Consider the following 15,280-nt stretch of genomic DNA (forward strand, 5'->3'; position numbering starts at 1 on the left):
TCTCAGCAGCAAACATTGGGCCAAACCTGTTCCACCAATACCGGACAGTTTCGTGCCTCACGTCGATGCCTCGCTCATGCAACAGATCTTTGACATTCCGAAGCGAGAGCGGGAAACGGATGTACAGCATCACTGCAAGGCGGATGACCTCGGGACTGGTTTTGAAGTATTTGAAAGAGGCGGGTCTGGTCATTGGCAAAAGCTACGCAACACCCCTGCCCCGCTCAAGCGAAGTTAGTCTGACAAGACCTTACTTTGGGCTCCTTCGCAGTCATTGGCAGACCTTCAGCATTACGCCAGCCGACGTCGGCCCAGAGCCGACCTTGACCACAGGTTCTGATTGCGGCTGTGCGGCCCGTCGAAGCTGCCATTCGCTGCCGCTGCATGATCGACGACAGAACGAATTCAAACAACGCACAACATAGCCGCCAATCTCGCGGAATACCCTGCCGCAGCTTAAGACCTGCCTTTCGGCCAATGATCCTGCAGCAAAACTATGGCAGTGCGTCCGGCCTCCAGAGCTCGGTCCGCCTCCTCTTCAGTTCCTGCCAAACGAGCCAGAGTGATCGTACCCATCAGGAGTGCCATCGCAGCCAGGCCCTGGTCCGAGCCGGTTTCCGGCGTGTCCCGCAAAAGGGCCGCCATGCGATCCGAAGCTTGAGCGCCCGCGTGCCGAGATGCGCCCTTGGTGCGGGCAAGCTCGGTTCCCATCGCCGCCAACGGGCATCCATGCCGACTGTCTTGAACATGAGCTTGGGACAGGTACTTGGCTATGTAGTCCTGGCGTTCCTTCCCTCGCCCTTCGCTGGATTCCTCGCGTTCCATGCCTGAAACAACATCGTCGATCGCGTGCCGGAAGGCTGTCGCGATCAAATCCTCTTTCGACTCGAAGTGCCGGTAGAAACCACCATGTGTCATTCCGGCTGCCTTCATGACGTCAGCGACGCTTGTCGCTTCGACCCCGCGTTCGCGGAACAACTGTGCTGCAGCATCCAGTATCCTGTTGTGACTGCGCTTTTTTTCCGCTTCCGACATTCTCGGCATTTTCGCGCTCCTAGGCGGGGTTGACAATTAAGATTACATGTATCATCTAAATTATAGATTGCAAGCATCATCTAAAGGAGTGCGCCCGTGCCTGCCAAGCCTAAGATCCTCGTCACCAGCGCAAGCGGTAAGACCGGGCTGCAAGTCGCGCTTCAGCTCAGAGCCAAAGCCTATCCTGTCCGCGCTTTCATACGGCAGAGGGATCATCGCTCTGATATTCTCGAACGCGCGGGCGCTGAACTATTCGTGGGTGACCAGTATTCCCTGAGCGACATGCGCTCGGCGATGAAAGGCGTGCAGCGGGCGTATCAATGCGCTCCCACAGCACCCAATGGGCTGCACTTCAGTGCGGTCTTCACCGCTGCGACTTACGAAGCAAAGGTCGAACACGTCGTTACACTTAGCCAATGGCTTTCGAGCGTAGATCACCCATCACTGTTTACACGTGAAGTATACCTGGGCGATATCCTGATCGGCATGCGTCCCGAGATGTCTGTGACCACGGTGAATGTCGGCTGGTTTGCCGAAAACTACCTGATGGTACTGGGCATGGCGGCCCATCTTGGGAAGTTCACGATGCCGCTCGGCGACGGCGACGTGAAGAAGAATGCCGCCCCCTCAAACGAAGACATTGCCCGCGTGGTTGTCGGTGCCTTGACGGATCCGGCACACCATGCAGGCAAGACTTATCGTCCCACGGGTCCAACGCTGCTGTCGCCCAACGAGATCGCCGAAGCAATGGGCCGCGCGCTGGGGCGGCGGGTACGCTATGCCGATATTTCCGAACGAATGATGGTCAAGGCGCTGAAAGCCCTTCGACCAGCAAACTATTCGGAAGCGGCAGTCACCCAGCTTGCAATCTATTCAGAAGAGTACCGGCGAGGCGCCTTCGCGGTGAATGCCCCAACCGAAGATGTGTTCCAAGTCAGCGGACACGAACCTGAAGCCTTCGAAAGCATTGTACGGCGCAAGGTCGCTGAACAACCCGACCTGGTGCGCAGCCTGTCCCGCAGCATAGGCGCGATCGGCATCTTCCTGAAGATTCTCACGACGCGCCCGTTCGATCTTGATCACGCTCAGAAGCAGCGAGACTACGTGCAGCTCTCCTCCGCTTCGTACTGTCAGGACAATGCGGCCTGGACAGAAAAGCACCAACCCAAGGACGTACAAGCCGAACCGAAGCGTGTTGCCTGAGACCGCAAACGACGAAGGATTGCCCCCCCAAGACGAAAGGACCTCTTCATGAACGTTCAGGACGAACTCATCACCCGAAACCAGGAATTCGCGGCGGGCTTTGACAGTGCTGACCTGCCGATCCTGCCAAAGTTGCGAACGGTTGTTCTGACCTGCGGTGATGCCCGGGTCGATCCCGCGCACATCCTCGGACTGGAGCTTGGCGACGCGGTTGTGATCCGAAACAATGGCGGGCGGGTTACGCGCGCCGCAATCGAAGAAATCGCCACCCTCGCCTTTCTGGTGAGCGCTATGACGGAGGGCCGCGAACAGGGGTTCAACGTCATCCTGATGCAGCACACACAATGTGGAGCCGAGCGGCTGTCCAATCCGGACCTTCAGGACGCGCTGTTGAAAAAGCTTGGGATTGACGTATCCGAATACGCGATCACGGATCAGGAAAGCGACCTTTCGGCAGACATCAAGCGTCTAGCGGCAGCATCGGAGGTACCGGACGCGATCACCGTCTCGGCCTTGCTTTACGATGTCGCCACTGGAAAAGCCCAAGAGATTACTCCAGCCGCTTCACTGGAGACGATCCGGGCCGAGGCGAGCGTATCGCAAACTGCGGCTCGAGCATGACGGTCTGCCCACCCCCAATTCACGTAAACAGACGCATATCGAAAGGATCGATCAGATGACCCCCACAGTGATATTCCTTCTTCAATTCGCGATGAGTCTCTTTGTCTTTGCTCTGATCGCGGCATGGTACGTTGCACCTTGGCTTGCACGGCTGTCGGTGGCTGCGGCGCTCTCAATGCTGCTGCTGCCGCATGCTTTCCGACACATCGGAATGAGCTTCATGGTACCAAACCTCAACAACGGAGGTTTGCCCGAGGTGTTCGCAACCAGCGCCAGCTATGGCGATCTACTCTCGGCGTTTCTGGCAATCGCCGCGCTTATCGCTTTGCGATGGAGATCAGTGGTTGCCCTTCCGTTGGTGTGGGGTTTCAACATCCTTGGTACTGTCGATCTGGTGAACGCCTTGCGCCAGGCCGAGGCAATTAACTACTTTGGCCCCACTTGGTTCATTCCAACATTCTTTGTGCCGGTACTTTTGGTCACGCATGTGATGATCTTTGCACGGCTGTTGAAGGCAGTTGGCCCCAAGACAGCCTCGGCATGAGAGGACAGGTATTGTTCCAGGGCAGGCAGCGCTGCTGCCCGCCCCAACTGAGTCTCACGGCCCTTTCCGGACCTTCGTCCCACCCTCACGATGCAGCAGCCGCAATCCGCTTACCGGTCTTTCGCTGCGATTGCGCGCTATGGTGCTGTCCGAACTCACAGTTTGGGGGACGAAGCGTAAATTCGCTACAGTTGACGCAAAAGTCAGCTTAGATGCCCATTGTGCTGTCAGCGACCAGAAAGCCTGAGTCAACATTCAACAGTTTTGTATCGCGCGCGCTCCTTACCTGTGCGGACCGCCTCTTCGTGCATCGGTTTCAACTGTGGTGCACTCCGCATGAAATCCACAGCCCTGGCCGCGATCATCATCGTAGGTGCATTGAGATTGGCGCTTGTAATCTCTGGCAAAACCGAAGCATCCACTACGCGCAAGGCTTCAATTCCGTGCACACGAAATTTGTTATCAACCACCGCCAGTCCATCATGGCCCATCCGACAGGTGCACGACGGATGAAAAGCGGTTTCCACTCTCTCGCGCAGCATGGCCTCGATATCCTCACTTGTTCGACAATCGGCACCCGGAGTCATTTCCGCGCCGCGAAATTCGTCAAAGGCCGGTTGCGCCACAAGCTCTCGCGCGCGGAGCACACCTTCTCCCATTTCGCGCAGGTCGTCGGGGTCGGCAAGATAATTGAAATGCAACCTTGGTGGTCCCCGAGGCGTGGTGCGGTTAAGTTCGATGTAGCCTTTCGTTCGTGGTCTTGCATGATCTACGTTGACTGAGAACGCCTGATTGATCGTGATACGATCCCCTTGAACCGTAAATCCCAAGGGGCCGAAATGGTACTGAAGATTGGGATGGGAAACATCATCGTTGCTGCGTATGAGGCCACCCGCTTCCCATATGTTGGACGTAGCGATGCCCTGGCCGGTCAGGGCCCATTGCACCCCTGCGGTCGCCCTGACCAAAGGATTGCCGATGCGGTGAAATGCAAGCCGTTTGCGGCAGGCAAACTGCAGCTTTATCTTGGCATGATCCCGAAGATTTTGGCCAACGCCAGGCAAATCAGCAAGAACTTGGATGCCGCAATCACGCAAGTGATCCGCCGGACCTATACCGGACAACATGAGCAATTGAGGCGAGTTGATCGCTCCGCCACACAAGACAACTTCTCGTTTCGCCCTTACAGTCTTATGCTCCCCAGCCAGCTGGAACGTCACACCCTCAACGCGGTGACGGCGAATTTCCAGTTTTTCGACATGGGCTCCAGTTTGCATTTTGAGGTTCGGGCGCCGCAATGCCGGGGTCAGGTAAGCTGTTGCGGCGCTGCACCTGCGATTGCGGCTTTTCGTAGCGTCATAGCGCGCCACGCCCTCAGGATGCTGACCGTTCAGATCATCACTTGCTCCCTGTCCGGCTTGTGCGCCAGCCTCAAGAAAAACGTCGAATAGTGGGTCAGTGTTATCTGTGCGTGTTACTTTAAGAAGGCCCGAGTTTCCCCGCCAATCATTGGCTCCTTGATCATAGCTTTCGGCTGCCTTGAAATAAGGAAGGCAGTCGGCATACCCCCAACCCGCAAGTCCATGATCGCGCTCCCAGCGGTTAAAATCGTCTGGATGACCACGCATATAGACCATTGAATTGATCGAAGAAGACCCTCCCACAACTCGCCCTCGCGGGGTTGGTATCCGGCGGCCATTCAACCCGGCTTCGGGTTCCGATACGTAATTCCAATTGATCCGTTTGTTTCGGAAGGCCCGATAAACTCCGGCGGGAATTTGTATCATGACGTTACGGTCAATTGGCCCGGCTTCGAGAAGTAAGACAGAAACTGACGGATCGCGACTCAATCCTTCGGCTACGACACAGCCGGCCGAACCGGCGCCAACAATGACAAAATCGTATTCGTCTATCTTCATGCAATCCTCGAAACATGCTCATGCACAATGCATTAACTCTGTCAGAGAAGAAAGAAGTCCATACACAGCCTGAAGTTTAGACCAGTGTCTGCTTTAGGTCAGATTGCAGCAGTTGGTGCTGTCAGACGAATTCGAACCAGTCTCTATTAGGCCAGTGACGCTGTCCTTTATCCAGCACCAATTTCGCGCCACTCGGCAAGAGCGGCGCTTCGTGTCAACTTGAAGGTGTATCGGCTGGTCAGCGATCTTTCCTGGTTGAAGTGGTTGTAGACGGAGGAATGGACGGAGGCGAATTTTTGCAAACTTCGCATACGCCTGAAACGTTGCATCGCGCGTTCGCGTCGTCGGAAAGGAAGGTGGGAATTCTCAACGCGGTTGTTGAGCCACCTGCCCGTCTGTTGTTTTTTGAGCGCGCCCAGCTCTCTGAGCGCGGCTCTGTATGAGGCGAAGCGATCCGTGACGACGGTTTCCGCTTTACTGTATCGCTGCATCAATTTCTTGAGGAATTTCAGTGCTGCCTGCTTGTTTCGGCGTTTGGTGACGATTGCTTCCAGCACTTCGCCTTCGTGATCAACGGCCCGCCAAAGATAATGCCGCTTACCATTTACCTTCAGGAAAACCTCGTCCACGTGCCACTTCCATTTGGAGAACGAGCGCGGTTGCTGAACACGCTTCCGCCTTATCTCAGCAGCAAACATCGGGCCAAACCTGTTCCACCAATATCGGACAGTTTCGTGGCTCACGTCGATGCCTCGCTCATGCAACAGATCTTCGACATTCCGAAGCGAGAGCGGGAAACGGATGTACAGCATCACCGCAAGGCGGATGACCTCGGGACTGGTTTTGAAGTATTTGAAAGAGGCGGGTCTGGTCATGGGCAAAAGCTACGCAACACCCCTACCCCGCTCAAGCAAAGTTCTTCTGACAAGACCCTTTCGTAACAGTTCCTGTAAGGGCCGAAGTGAATGGCAATGGAACGAAGGTCGCAAACCCTGCTGCAAGGAGCCCTGTGAATAGCTTTGGCAACATGCCAGACGAGTGGCTATCGCCCAGCTTTTGTTGCTTAGGTAGAGTGGGCAGAGCCGGGTCAATCTGATCCCACTGCACAGACATTTGTTTTTGACGAGAAAGCATTACAGCCTCCCTTGCATTGTTAAGTTTGAGACGACCCAGCCAGCCGCGTGTTATTGAAAGTCTGGTGAGCTGGAACGGGGTTTCTTTCGACGCTTGGACTAATGTTTGCACGAGCTGGACATGCCGACGCGCGAGCATTGGTATCTTTGCAATTTCAGGTGATGAACAACCTGATTACGTAAGCGACATTGGCTAGGCACAAGACGCTGCCGAACCATATCGCGCCGAACCAGAAAACTTGCTTTATCAGTTTCAATGGAAGCTCTCCTCTGGATCGATCTTTCCGCGGAATACCCAGTACGTGTAGGCGGTGTAAGCAAGGATCACAGGCAGCAGAATGACGGCTCCGACCAGAGCGAAAGCCAAACTGCTGTCAGGTGCTGCGGCTTCGGCAATCGTGAGGCTTGGGGGTAGCATATAGGGATAGAAACTGATCCCAATGCCAATGAAGCACACGACGAACAAGGCAATGGCGCAGAAGAAGGGCTGATAGTCGCGCTGTGTCTTCAGGCCGCGATGAAGCATCCAAGCAATGAGAGCAACAACAGCCGGCACACACACAGAGAAAACTACACCGGGCCACGAAAACCATCTGATCAGATAGATCGGATCTTGGAACGGAGTCAAAAGACTGACGAGGCCAATCAACCCGAGCGTCATGAGCATCAGTGGACGTGCATAGGAACGCATCTGGTGCTGTATTCCGCCCGTTGTTTTCATATTGAGCCAGGTCGCGCCCAGCAAGGCATACCCGATCACCAAGGCCACACCCGATAGGACAGAGAACGGCGTCAGCCAATCCCACTGTGCACCTGCGTACAGCCGATCTTCGACCGGGATGCCCTGGACCAGCGCGCCAAGCGTGATGCCTTGGCAGAAGGCAGCCACGGTTGAACCGCCGTGAAACGCGACATCCCACAGCCAGCGCCCACGCACCGTTCGCCACCGGTATTCGAAGGCGACACCGCGGAAAACAAGCGCAAGAAGCATGATGATAACGGGCAAATAGATCGCGGGCATCACCACGGAATAAGCCAGCGGAAAAACAGCGAACAAACCTCCGCCGCCCATGACCAGCCAGGTTTCGTTCCCGTCCCATACCGGAGTGACTGAGTTCATCATAACATCCCGATCTTTGTCGGTTTTCGCGAATGGAAAGAGGATTCCAATTCCAAGATCGAAACCGTCCAGGATCACGTAGGTTAAAACGGCAAATGCTATTATGCCTGCCCAGATTGTCGAGAGTTCAAGCATTACGCCGCCTCCGCCATAGTCGGGATTTCAATAGTTCTGTAGTTTTCCCGAGGACCTTCGGCGGGTGCTTTGCCCATGAGGCGCAGCATGTAGAACGTGCCCGCTCCGAACACGGCGAAATACACTACGATGAACGCTATCAAAGACGCGGCAACAGAAGGTGCATCCACTTGTGAGAGTGAGTCCGATGTCCGCATCAGCCCGTAAACTGTGTACGGCTGGCGCCCCACTTCGGTGGTGATCCAACCTGCCAGTACCGCTACAAACCCGCTGGGCGCCAATAGAACGGATGTCCTCTGCAACCAGCGATCGTCGTTGAGACGGCCGCGAACCCGCTGAACAAGCGACCACAAGCCGATTCCCAGCATGGCAAAGCCGATGGCGAGCATGATGCGGAAGCTGTAGAATACGATCGCGACCGGGGGTTCTTCGTCGTCGGGGATAGTGTCCAGCCCATCAAGTGGCGCGTTCAGGTCATGTTTCAGAATCAGCGACGAGAGTTTCGGAATAGCGATGGCATAGTCCACGCGCTTCTCATCCTCGTTTGGAATACCAAACAGGATCAGTGGGGCACCTTCGGGATGGCTGTCGAAGTGCCCCTCCATCGCCATCACTTTCTGCGGCTGATGCTCCAGTGTGTTCAAACCATGAAGGTCGCCGGCGACGATCTGCAGAGGAGTGACTAGAACGGCCATCCACATTGCCATCGAGAACATTCGAGTGACCTCAGCCGTGCGATTGCGGCGTAGCAAGTGCCAGGCCGCAACCCCGGCCACCACAAAAGCAGTGGTGAGATAGGCGGCAAGAACCATGTGTGTCAGGCGGTATGGGAAGGACGGATTGAAGACAATCGACCACCAGTCAACGGGAATGAACTGCCCCAGTTCGTTGATGTCAAACCCAGCTGGGGTTTGCATCCAAGAATTGACTGACAAGATCCACGTAGCCGATATCAGAGTGCCAAGAGCGACCATCGCTGTGGCCATCATGTGCAAGCTCGGACCGACGCGTTCGCGACCGAAAAGCATAATGCCGAGGAAGCCTGCCTCCAGGAAAAAGGCTGACATGACCTCGTAAGCCATCAAGGGCCCGATTACAGGGCCTGCGGTGTCCGAGAATGTGCTCCAGTTCGTACCGAATTGGTACGACATCACGATGCCGGACACGACACCCATCGCAAAGCCAACTGCGAAGATCTTTTTCCAGTAGTTGAACAGGTTGAGGTAAACCTTGTCCTTGCGCCACAACCAGAGGCCATTGAGGACGGCCAAGAAGCTTGCCAAGCCGATGGAAAAGGCCGGGAAGATGATGTGAAACGACACAGTAAAGGCAAACTGGATGCGTGCCAGGGTCTCTGCGTCAAAGTTTGCGAATAAGTTCATTGCCGTTTCCTTTGGCATTGGGTTGCAAAGTGCGGCAGTGAACAGAAGTACCTCGGCTGCCAGCTCATCGATGTCATTCAGATGAGCCGGATTTGGGTTGTTACCTGTTTCAGTTCATTTGGGTTCTGGACGGTTGTTTTTGGGTTTTGGACAAAACCCAGTTCCCATTGGCTGGGACTGAGGCTGAAAGTTGAAACCGCGCCTTCAGGAAACAATTGCGTTCGAGGGCTCAAAACAAAGTTGCCACCCGGCTCGTTTGTGAGCTGGATGGCAAGCTATCAGAAACTGTGCGAGTTCTGTGCGGGATGGTCAGTCAAACTGCATCTGGATGCTAACAGCGCATGCTGACCGGTCGGGTTTGTTCGGCTGTGTTTCTCCTTGTTTGCTTCACTGGGGGTGGTGTCTTAGTCGTTCCAGTCTTTGTGTTCTTCTTTAAAGTCGTCGCGACGCTCCTGGGCTTCGTCCTGCGCGTCTTCGAAATTGTCCTTTTGGATCGCGCCGCCTACGGCTCCGACTGCGGCACCAGCGGCCGCGCCACCTACGATGCTTTCGCCTGCGATACCGGCGACAGTGGCGCCGACAACTGCACCCTTGATCGCCTTGTCGGTGACGTAGTCAGCATGAGCTGTTGCCACCATGGTGATCAGAAGTGCGCCTGAGATCGGGGCGATAATGAATTTCTTCGAGGTCTTCATAGGGTTCATCCTTGTTCTGGGTTAGCAACCACCGTGGCTGCTGTGTGCCATTGAACTAGGTGACCGGATGGCCCGCTTTCTTTTGGAGACGGGACAAGGTTTTGTGGATCTTGGACATCTTTCGATCCCCGGTGCCAGTCCCTCTAGCGGCCAGCTTTACGGAATCTGGCAGGCGTTTCACCTGTCCAGCGCTTGAACGCCACCGAAAAGGCGGCCTGATCCGCAAATCCAAGCATGAAGGCAACACGGGCAACACCCTCACCGCTACGCAGCATGCGTTTGGACAGGTCGCACAGCACACCTTCCAAAAGAGCCTTAAAGCTTGTTCCCTCGGCCGACAGGTGCCGGGTCATAGTGCGCCGCGTCAGTCCAAGTTCTCCGGCTATATCGTCGCCGTTTGGTATCGGTCCGGGAAGACGCTCCCCGAGCATGTCCACAATGCGGTCGGACAGACTACGGACTGCATCAGGCTGCGCCTTCAGTTGCTCTTCTCCGTGCCTTTGTAAATGTCCCAATAAGGTGGGGTCTGCCGTTGGTATCCGAAAGCTCATGCCGTTAGCGGGCAGAGCCAAGGCGTATCCGGACTTGAAGCCTACGACATCACATCCCGCCAAATCCGCCAGCTGCCGACAGTGCTCGGCATCGTCCGTTTCCAACTCGATAGAGATCGGGGCAAGCCTGCCAGAGGTGATTTGTTGAACTCGCTTAAAAAGGCCGAATATCAGCATTTCGCGATGACGAGGATATTGATGTGCCGGGATTACATTGCTCTCCAGAGTGATCCTTGGCTCGTCGGGCGCCCCCACCACGTCCAGACTCAAGTCAGGGTCTTGCATTGCGTAAAAACGTTGCGTAAGCGCCAGCGCGTCTTCGATCGTTTCGGCTGCACGAACGATGTAAGCCAAAAGCGTTCCGGGACCTTGCGCCGAAAGCCCAACGCGCGCGGCAAAAGTTTTGTCTTCCAAAACCCGGCAGGCAGTTTCAACTGCGCCCGCCTCATGTAGCAGCTCGACAGTTGCGTCGGGGCTATCGCCGATATCAACGGGTGCCCCCGCCATTTCCAGGACTTCGGGAAACGGAATGCGCGCGCCGGGTTCTTGAGAATAACGCAGCCCGACGTTTCGCAGTCTGTAAGTGCTGATGCGTGGCACTTTCACGTCCTCCCCTGAATGGCACGCAACTCCCGGCAGTCACAGCAATTGTCCAGAAGCCAACAACAAATGTCCAGAACCCTCAGGATTGCAGGCGCGACGACGGTTAGGTCCGGGTCATCAGAAAGGAAACGACCATGATCTACTTCGCAAGGTACTACCGCGTACTGAAGGCAATCCAAAACTCCGCCAAGCAAGAGTGGTCCGGGGGGAACATCCACGGTCTGCGCAGTTCGCCACTTGGCGAGAAAACACCGAACGGACGTCGTTGGGATCCACCCTACGCCCCGCAGGAACAGCCCACAGAACCCGCACAACAACCAACCGAGAATTGACGTTCTCCAAACACTGAAAATCTACATGCGCAGCGTGGCTGCGTAACAAAAGGACTGAAACATGAAACCACCCGCGTTCCTGATGGCGCCCTTAGTTGGCGTCATTTCAACTCCGGCCTTTGCCGCTGGCGGCGATCCCAGATGGTGGGTCGCGCCCAACCAAACCGACACCTATGCATGGGTAGGCTTGGTCGTTCTCGCCCTTGCGATCCTGCTGGTCGTACATCTGTACGCGCGCTTTGAACGTTACACCGAACACAAGTCAATCGGCACTCCGCTGCGCACAACTATTCCGACAATGCTCACTGTCGCCTTGGCGTATGAGCTGATGCCTGCCCTGAGCCACTTCAGCAGTCTACTGCCGGGTGCCTTAATCCTGACCGCAATCGCTCGCGACTTCATGTTGTGGTGGCGTCCATCGAAAGAGGAGTTGGCAAAATGATTGAGCTTCTAGTAACCTCTTTTCCGTTTGTCCTGCGCGTGATTTACCTGAAATGGCGCGGGCTACCGGTCACCCTCTACAATGTTCACCGAGCGCTCTTCATGTGGTTCGTTCTCGCCCTGATCGTGTTCTTTGCTGTATTCTACTACTATCCCAAGTCCTACACCGGCCTCGTGCCATTCAGAACTGTTCCGGTCGTCGCCGAGAACGGCGGAACCGTTACGGACATCTATGTAAAGGGCGGCGATCGTGTCGAACCGGGCGATCCGCTGTTTGCAGTCGAGAATGCGTCGGAACAAGCCGCTGTAGATTTTGCGATGCGCAAAGTTGAAGAGATTGAAAGCGCGAAACTGGCCGCTGAGTTGCAGGTCCAGACCGCGCAGGCCGTGGTGGATGCCGCAGTTACCGCTAGAGAACAGGCTGAGCTGGTGCTGATGGATCACGAGGCACTTCAAGCAAAGGGCTCTGCGGCATTTCAAGTGAGCCAGCTGGAGCGCGCTCAAGCAACTTTGAGCACTCGGGAAGCTGAGGTTGAGGCTGCTGAAACGCAACTTGGTGTAGCGCAAGTTCAGGCGACGGCTGTTCTGCCCGCCCAACTTGCATCGGCGCGTGCATCGTTACAGCAGGCTCAGGTGGAACTCTCAAAGACCCTGACGCGCAGCTCTGTCGATGGTGTAGTTGAACAAGTTACCCTGAATGTTGGTTCACGCGCAGCGCAAGCCGCAATGAGCCCCGCCATGCTGATTGTACCCGACCGAAAAGATGTAGAGAAAGGACGCGTCGTAGCCGGCTTCTCACAGGTTTCTCGCACCGAACTGTACGAAGGTATGGCCGCAGAGGTGGCATGCGAAAGCAACTTCAACATCTCGATGCGCAACACCGTTCTTCCTGCAAGGATCGTACGTATTCAGGAGCAGATTTCTTCGGGTCAGCTCGCGCCTAGCGGTCGCCTGATTGAGCCGAGTGAAAAGGCAAAACGGGGTCAGATCGTTGTGCATCTCGATCTGGTGCACCCAGAACACCGCGAACTTTTGGTGCCAGGTAGTGGTTGCATCGTCCAATCCTACACCACCAAATTTGAAGGTGACATGGAAGGAACACTTGTTGCCCACGGGATCCAGGCTATGGGTATCATCAAGGCAGTCGGTCTGCGGGTTAAAGCTTGGTTCGGTCTGACTTCAGGTATCGGCTTGATCGGTGGTGGACACGCCTGATTTTCCAAAGACCCTCCTATTCAGCAAATGCGGCTCCCGATAAACGTTGGGAGTCGTTTCTTCTGTTTTGTGAACAGATCACATGCCAAAAAAATGTGAGTTCTGTTTCGGCTTTCTGATACCCGGCGAACGGTAGGTAGGTCCGCTCAGGTAATCTTTTGCAGGAAAATGACGACCACATACAGTAGACCGGAATGTCAGTTTTGACCGCGTAGCCGCCGTCGGTTGATCGCGCAGCAGCAGTCACTATGGGCTCGAAGCGGCCATTCGCTGCTAGTTGCTCGTACGACTGCTTTGCGGACAAAGTGGTCGTTAGACTCCGGCGATCCAAGACCTTTTCTTACACAGAGAAGACGCGTTAATCCTCAATTTTTAAGTTAGCAAATTGTGTACTCAACCAGCGAGGCGAAGTGAGGTTGTCGCCATAGCGCTCCTCAATTCGGCTTTCAATCTTTTAGATATCTCGCGATCTTTGAAGTATTCAGTTTGAATGAATGTAGAAGGTCTAAAGTCCGGATCGTGAAGCAACAAATCGCGAACTGCTCGTTCAAGCTTGCAGTCATTATTCAAGTGAGTTGCGGCCGCAGTCCGATAAGCTGCCGCCCGCCGAGTGAGCCTCGCAAATTCATCCACGGTGTTAAAACAAGCCTCAAAATCATGCATGACATAGTAGGCAATTGCCTCTAGTTCGCGGCAATATTCGGGCAAAAAGGGATCAAGCATCTTTGCACGTTTTTGGTACTCAAGAGCAGTCTTTCCATCTCCGAGAAAGTTATGGAGTTCACCGGTTCGTCCGACAATGAACGCGTGATTGGGGTTTAACTCCAGAGCGCGATTGAAGTGGAACTTAGCCCGTTCAAAGTCACGAACATAGAGCGCCAAGGAACCGGCAATTCGATGGCTTTCAGCGTCCGTTTCATCCAGCTCGACAGCTAGGTTCCCTGCTTCGACCAACTCATCCCATACATCTTCACCGGTCCATTCTGCTACTGTAGCGACAGCGCATGCCCTCCACGCATGAACTCGACCATATCCTGGATCTCGTTTCAGCGCTTCGTCAAACCAATGAACTGCTTCCTGTGCATTCTCCTTTGTGACTCCACCAATCCGGTGATAGTACAAACCGCGGATTAAACATTCATAGGCTTCCAGGTCACCCGGACGTTTGCGCTGTGCCGTGGCTTCCATTTGCCGTTCGATCTGGCCAGCCACACTAGCGACGATTTTGGCAACAAGGTCATCTTGGAAATCGAAAAGATCCTCCAGATTGCAATCCGCCCGCTCTGCCCAAAGCTGTTCGCCTGACACTGCATCCGTCAGATACGCGTTGATCCGTATGCGATTTCCCAGCTTGCGAACCCCGCCCTCAAGACAGAAACGCACGCCGAGTTTCTGTCCAAGTTCACGAGCGTCCGCCGCAACCCCTTTTAACCCAAAACTAGTATTCCTGGAGATCGTGAGAATGTCAGGGAACCGGGACAACTCTGTAATGATGTCTTCCGTCAGGCCATCGGAAAAATACTCCTGCTCGGGATCATTGCTCATGTTCTTGAAGGGAAGCACAACAATTGAGTTGGTGGACTTTTGAAGTTCCGCCATGTAGGGAAGGCTACTGTCCTCGATAAGGGCGGTTCCGCAACTGTGCGTGCCAAGCTCGCCTGCAACAGCGTAGACCGTAATTGGTTCGGAAATATTTTTAAGCTTTCGGGTGCCCTTGTTCTCAAATTTTAGCTGGGCCGACCGCTTGGCGTGATCGAACACAGCATTGCTTACGAGGACCGTACCCGGCTCGGCTTCAGACTCAATACGACTCGCTACATTTACCCCATCGCCAAGCAAATCGTCGCCATCTACTACGACATCGGCAAGATGGACCCCAACCCTGATTTCTAGTCCAATCTCTCGCTTGGTTACTGGTGCAGCGAGTTGAAGTTGTAAGTTGTAAGCACAGCGAACAGCCGCCACCGGGCTAAAAAACTCCAAAAGAAAGCCATCACCCGCGCGGTTGAAGACCCGCCCATTGTGCGTGGACGCAACAGTTCCGATTAACTCGTTTAACAGGGTAACACGATTTATCGTGTCGACTTCATCTTCACGCATTCGAGTGGAATAACCGACAACATCAGCGGCCAAGATCGTAGACAATCTCCTATTCATATTGAAGGTTCCTATTGCGCATAAATTTTGAGCCCTAATGCACGATTGCCCCATAGTAAGCCATTTGACTTCAAGAGTCTGCAAGGGGTGCTGTCAGACGAATTCTAACCAGTCTCAGTTTGCCGCGGAAACCGCAAACCTATCCGGAACAAAGTTGACGCCACTCGCTAAGAGCGGCGGCGCGGGTCAGCTTG

Annotated in this window: 14 protein-coding genes and 1 pseudogene; 5 read left to right on the forward strand and 10 right to left on the reverse strand. The window is 54.8% G+C overall.

Annotated features, from left to right (window positions below):
• Both GOX21_RS21605 and GOX21_RS21220 read right to left on the reverse strand, forming a co-directional pair.
• A pseudogene (locus GOX21_RS21605) lies at positions 1-193 on the reverse strand (IS6 family transposase); the annotation flags it as partial.
• Positions 194-456: 263 nt separating this feature from the next.
• Positions 457-1,044 (reverse strand): TetR/AcrR family transcriptional regulator, encoded by a 588-nt coding sequence (locus GOX21_RS21220; protein ID WP_170374667.1) that lies wholly within the window; start codon positions 1,042-1,044, stop codon positions 457-459.
• An 87-nt stretch (positions 1,045-1,131) separates the two neighbouring features.
• Here GOX21_RS21220 and GOX21_RS21225 point away from each other — a divergent pair, with 87 nt between their 5' ends.
• From GOX21_RS21225 to GOX21_RS21235, 3 genes are read left to right on the forward strand one after another with little or no spacing between them, the layout of a single operon-like run.
• Positions 1,132-2,238, forward strand: a complete 1,107-nt coding sequence (locus GOX21_RS21225) for an NmrA family NAD(P)-binding protein (protein WP_170374665.1) — start codon at positions 1,132-1,134, stop codon at positions 2,236-2,238.
• Between the two features lie 48 nt (positions 2,239-2,286).
• Entirely contained in the window at positions 2,287-2,859 is a 573-nt protein-coding gene (locus tag GOX21_RS21230) for a carbonic anhydrase (RefSeq protein ID WP_170374663.1), read from the forward strand.
• A 55-nt stretch (positions 2,860-2,914) separates the two neighbouring features.
• A complete protein-coding gene (locus GOX21_RS21235; protein WP_170357719.1) occupies positions 2,915-3,403 on the forward strand; it encodes a hypothetical protein in 489 nt (162 codons plus the stop codon).
• Positions 3,404-3,651: 248 nt separating this feature from the next.
• On the opposite strand, the gene GOX21_RS21240 is transcribed toward GOX21_RS21235, so the two are convergent.
• The 7 genes from GOX21_RS21240 to GOX21_RS21270 form a co-directional block, all read right to left on the reverse strand.
• Positions 3,652-5,322 carry a GMC family oxidoreductase gene (locus GOX21_RS21240; protein ID WP_174818753.1) on the reverse strand — a complete coding sequence of 557 codons (1,671 nt, stop codon included), beginning with the start codon at positions 5,320-5,322 and terminating at the stop codon, positions 3,652-3,654.
• A 167-nt stretch (positions 5,323-5,489) separates the two neighbouring features.
• Positions 5,490-6,197: an IS6 family transposase gene (locus tag GOX21_RS21245; protein ID WP_170374661.1), complete on the reverse strand. Its 708-nt coding sequence runs from the start codon at positions 6,195-6,197 to the stop codon at positions 5,490-5,492.
• Positions 6,198-6,610: 413 nt separating this feature from the next.
• Positions 6,611-6,712 carry a DUF2474 family protein gene (locus GOX21_RS21825; protein WP_170348197.1) on the reverse strand — a complete coding sequence of 34 codons (102 nt, stop codon included), beginning with the start codon at positions 6,710-6,712 and terminating at the stop codon, positions 6,611-6,613.
• Positions 6,709-7,710 carry a cytochrome d ubiquinol oxidase subunit II gene (cydB, locus tag GOX21_RS21255; RefSeq protein WP_170374659.1) on the reverse strand — a complete coding sequence of 334 codons (1,002 nt, stop codon included), beginning with the start codon at positions 7,708-7,710 and terminating at the stop codon, positions 6,709-6,711. Before cydB ends, GOX21_RS21825 begins: the two co-directional genes overlap by 4 nt.
• Entirely contained in the window at positions 7,710-9,092 is a 1,383-nt protein-coding gene (locus GOX21_RS21260) for a cytochrome ubiquinol oxidase subunit I (RefSeq protein ID WP_170374658.1), read from the reverse strand. The genes cydB and GOX21_RS21260 overlap by 1 nt, the downstream gene beginning before the upstream one ends.
• Positions 9,093-9,496: 404 nt before the next feature.
• The gene (locus GOX21_RS21265) at positions 9,497-9,787 is read right to left on the reverse strand and encodes a glycine zipper domain-containing protein (protein WP_170374656.1); all 291 of its coding nucleotides are present in this window, start codon (positions 9,785-9,787) and stop codon (positions 9,497-9,499) included.
• Between the two features lie 143 nt (positions 9,788-9,930).
• On the reverse strand, positions 9,931-10,938 hold the full coding sequence (locus GOX21_RS21270; RefSeq protein ID WP_170374654.1) for a helix-turn-helix domain-containing protein: 1,008 nt from the start codon (positions 10,936-10,938) through the stop codon (positions 9,931-9,933).
• Between the two features lie 396 nt (positions 10,939-11,334).
• On the opposite strand from GOX21_RS21270, the gene GOX21_RS21275 reads away from it, so the two are divergent.
• On the forward strand, positions 11,335-11,715 hold the full coding sequence (locus GOX21_RS21275) for a hypothetical protein (protein WP_170347760.1): 381 nt from the start codon (positions 11,335-11,337) through the stop codon (positions 11,713-11,715).
• Positions 11,682-12,929 carry an HlyD family secretion protein gene (locus GOX21_RS21280; RefSeq protein ID WP_217353028.1) on the forward strand — a complete coding sequence of 416 codons (1,248 nt, stop codon included), beginning with the start codon at positions 11,682-11,684 and terminating at the stop codon, positions 12,927-12,929. The genes GOX21_RS21275 and GOX21_RS21280 overlap by 34 nt, the downstream gene beginning before the upstream one ends.
• A 393-nt stretch (positions 12,930-13,322) precedes the next feature.
• Here GOX21_RS21280 and GOX21_RS21285 read toward each other — a convergent pair whose 3' ends face one another.
• Positions 13,323-15,062, reverse strand: a complete 1,740-nt coding sequence (locus GOX21_RS21285) for an adenylate/guanylate cyclase domain-containing protein (protein WP_170374650.1) — start codon at positions 15,060-15,062, stop codon at positions 13,323-13,325.
• Positions 15,063-15,280: the final 218 nt, after the last annotated feature.

It is taken from the genome of Ruegeria atlantica (assembly GCF_013032005.1).
GTDB classification, from domain to species: Bacteria; Pseudomonadota; Alphaproteobacteria; order Rhodobacterales; family Rhodobacteraceae; genus Ruegeria; species Ruegeria atlantica_A.

Coding starts and splice junctions, on each gene's coding strand:
- GOX21_RS21245 (WP_170374661.1), bottom strand. CDS start 6,197: ATGACCAGACCCGCCTCTTTCAAATACTTCAAAACCAGTCCCGAGGTC.
- GOX21_RS21260 (WP_170374658.1), bottom strand. CDS start 9,092: ATGAACTTATTCGCAAACTTTGACGCAGAGACCCTGGCACGCATCCAG.
- GOX21_RS21265 (WP_170374656.1), bottom strand. CDS start 9,787: ATGAAGACCTCGAAGAAATTCATTATCGCCCCGATCTCAGGCGCACTT.
- cydB (WP_170374659.1), bottom strand. CDS start 7,710: ATGCTTGAACTCTCGACAATCTGGGCAGGCATAATAGCATTTGCCGTT.
- GOX21_RS21235 (WP_170357719.1), top strand. CDS start 2,915: ATGACCCCCACAGTGATATTCCTTCTTCAATTCGCGATGAGTCTCTTT.
- GOX21_RS21240 (WP_174818753.1), bottom strand. CDS start 5,322: ATGAAGATAGACGAATACGATTTTGTCATTGTTGGCGCCGGTTCGGCC.
- GOX21_RS21230 (WP_170374663.1), top strand. CDS start 2,287: ATGAACGTTCAGGACGAACTCATCACCCGAAACCAGGAATTCGCGGCG.
- GOX21_RS21275 (WP_170347760.1), top strand. CDS start 11,335: ATGAAACCACCCGCGTTCCTGATGGCGCCCTTAGTTGGCGTCATTTCA.
- GOX21_RS21220 (WP_170374667.1), bottom strand. CDS start 1,044: ATGCCGAGAATGTCGGAAGCGGAAAAAAAGCGCAGTCACAACAGGATA.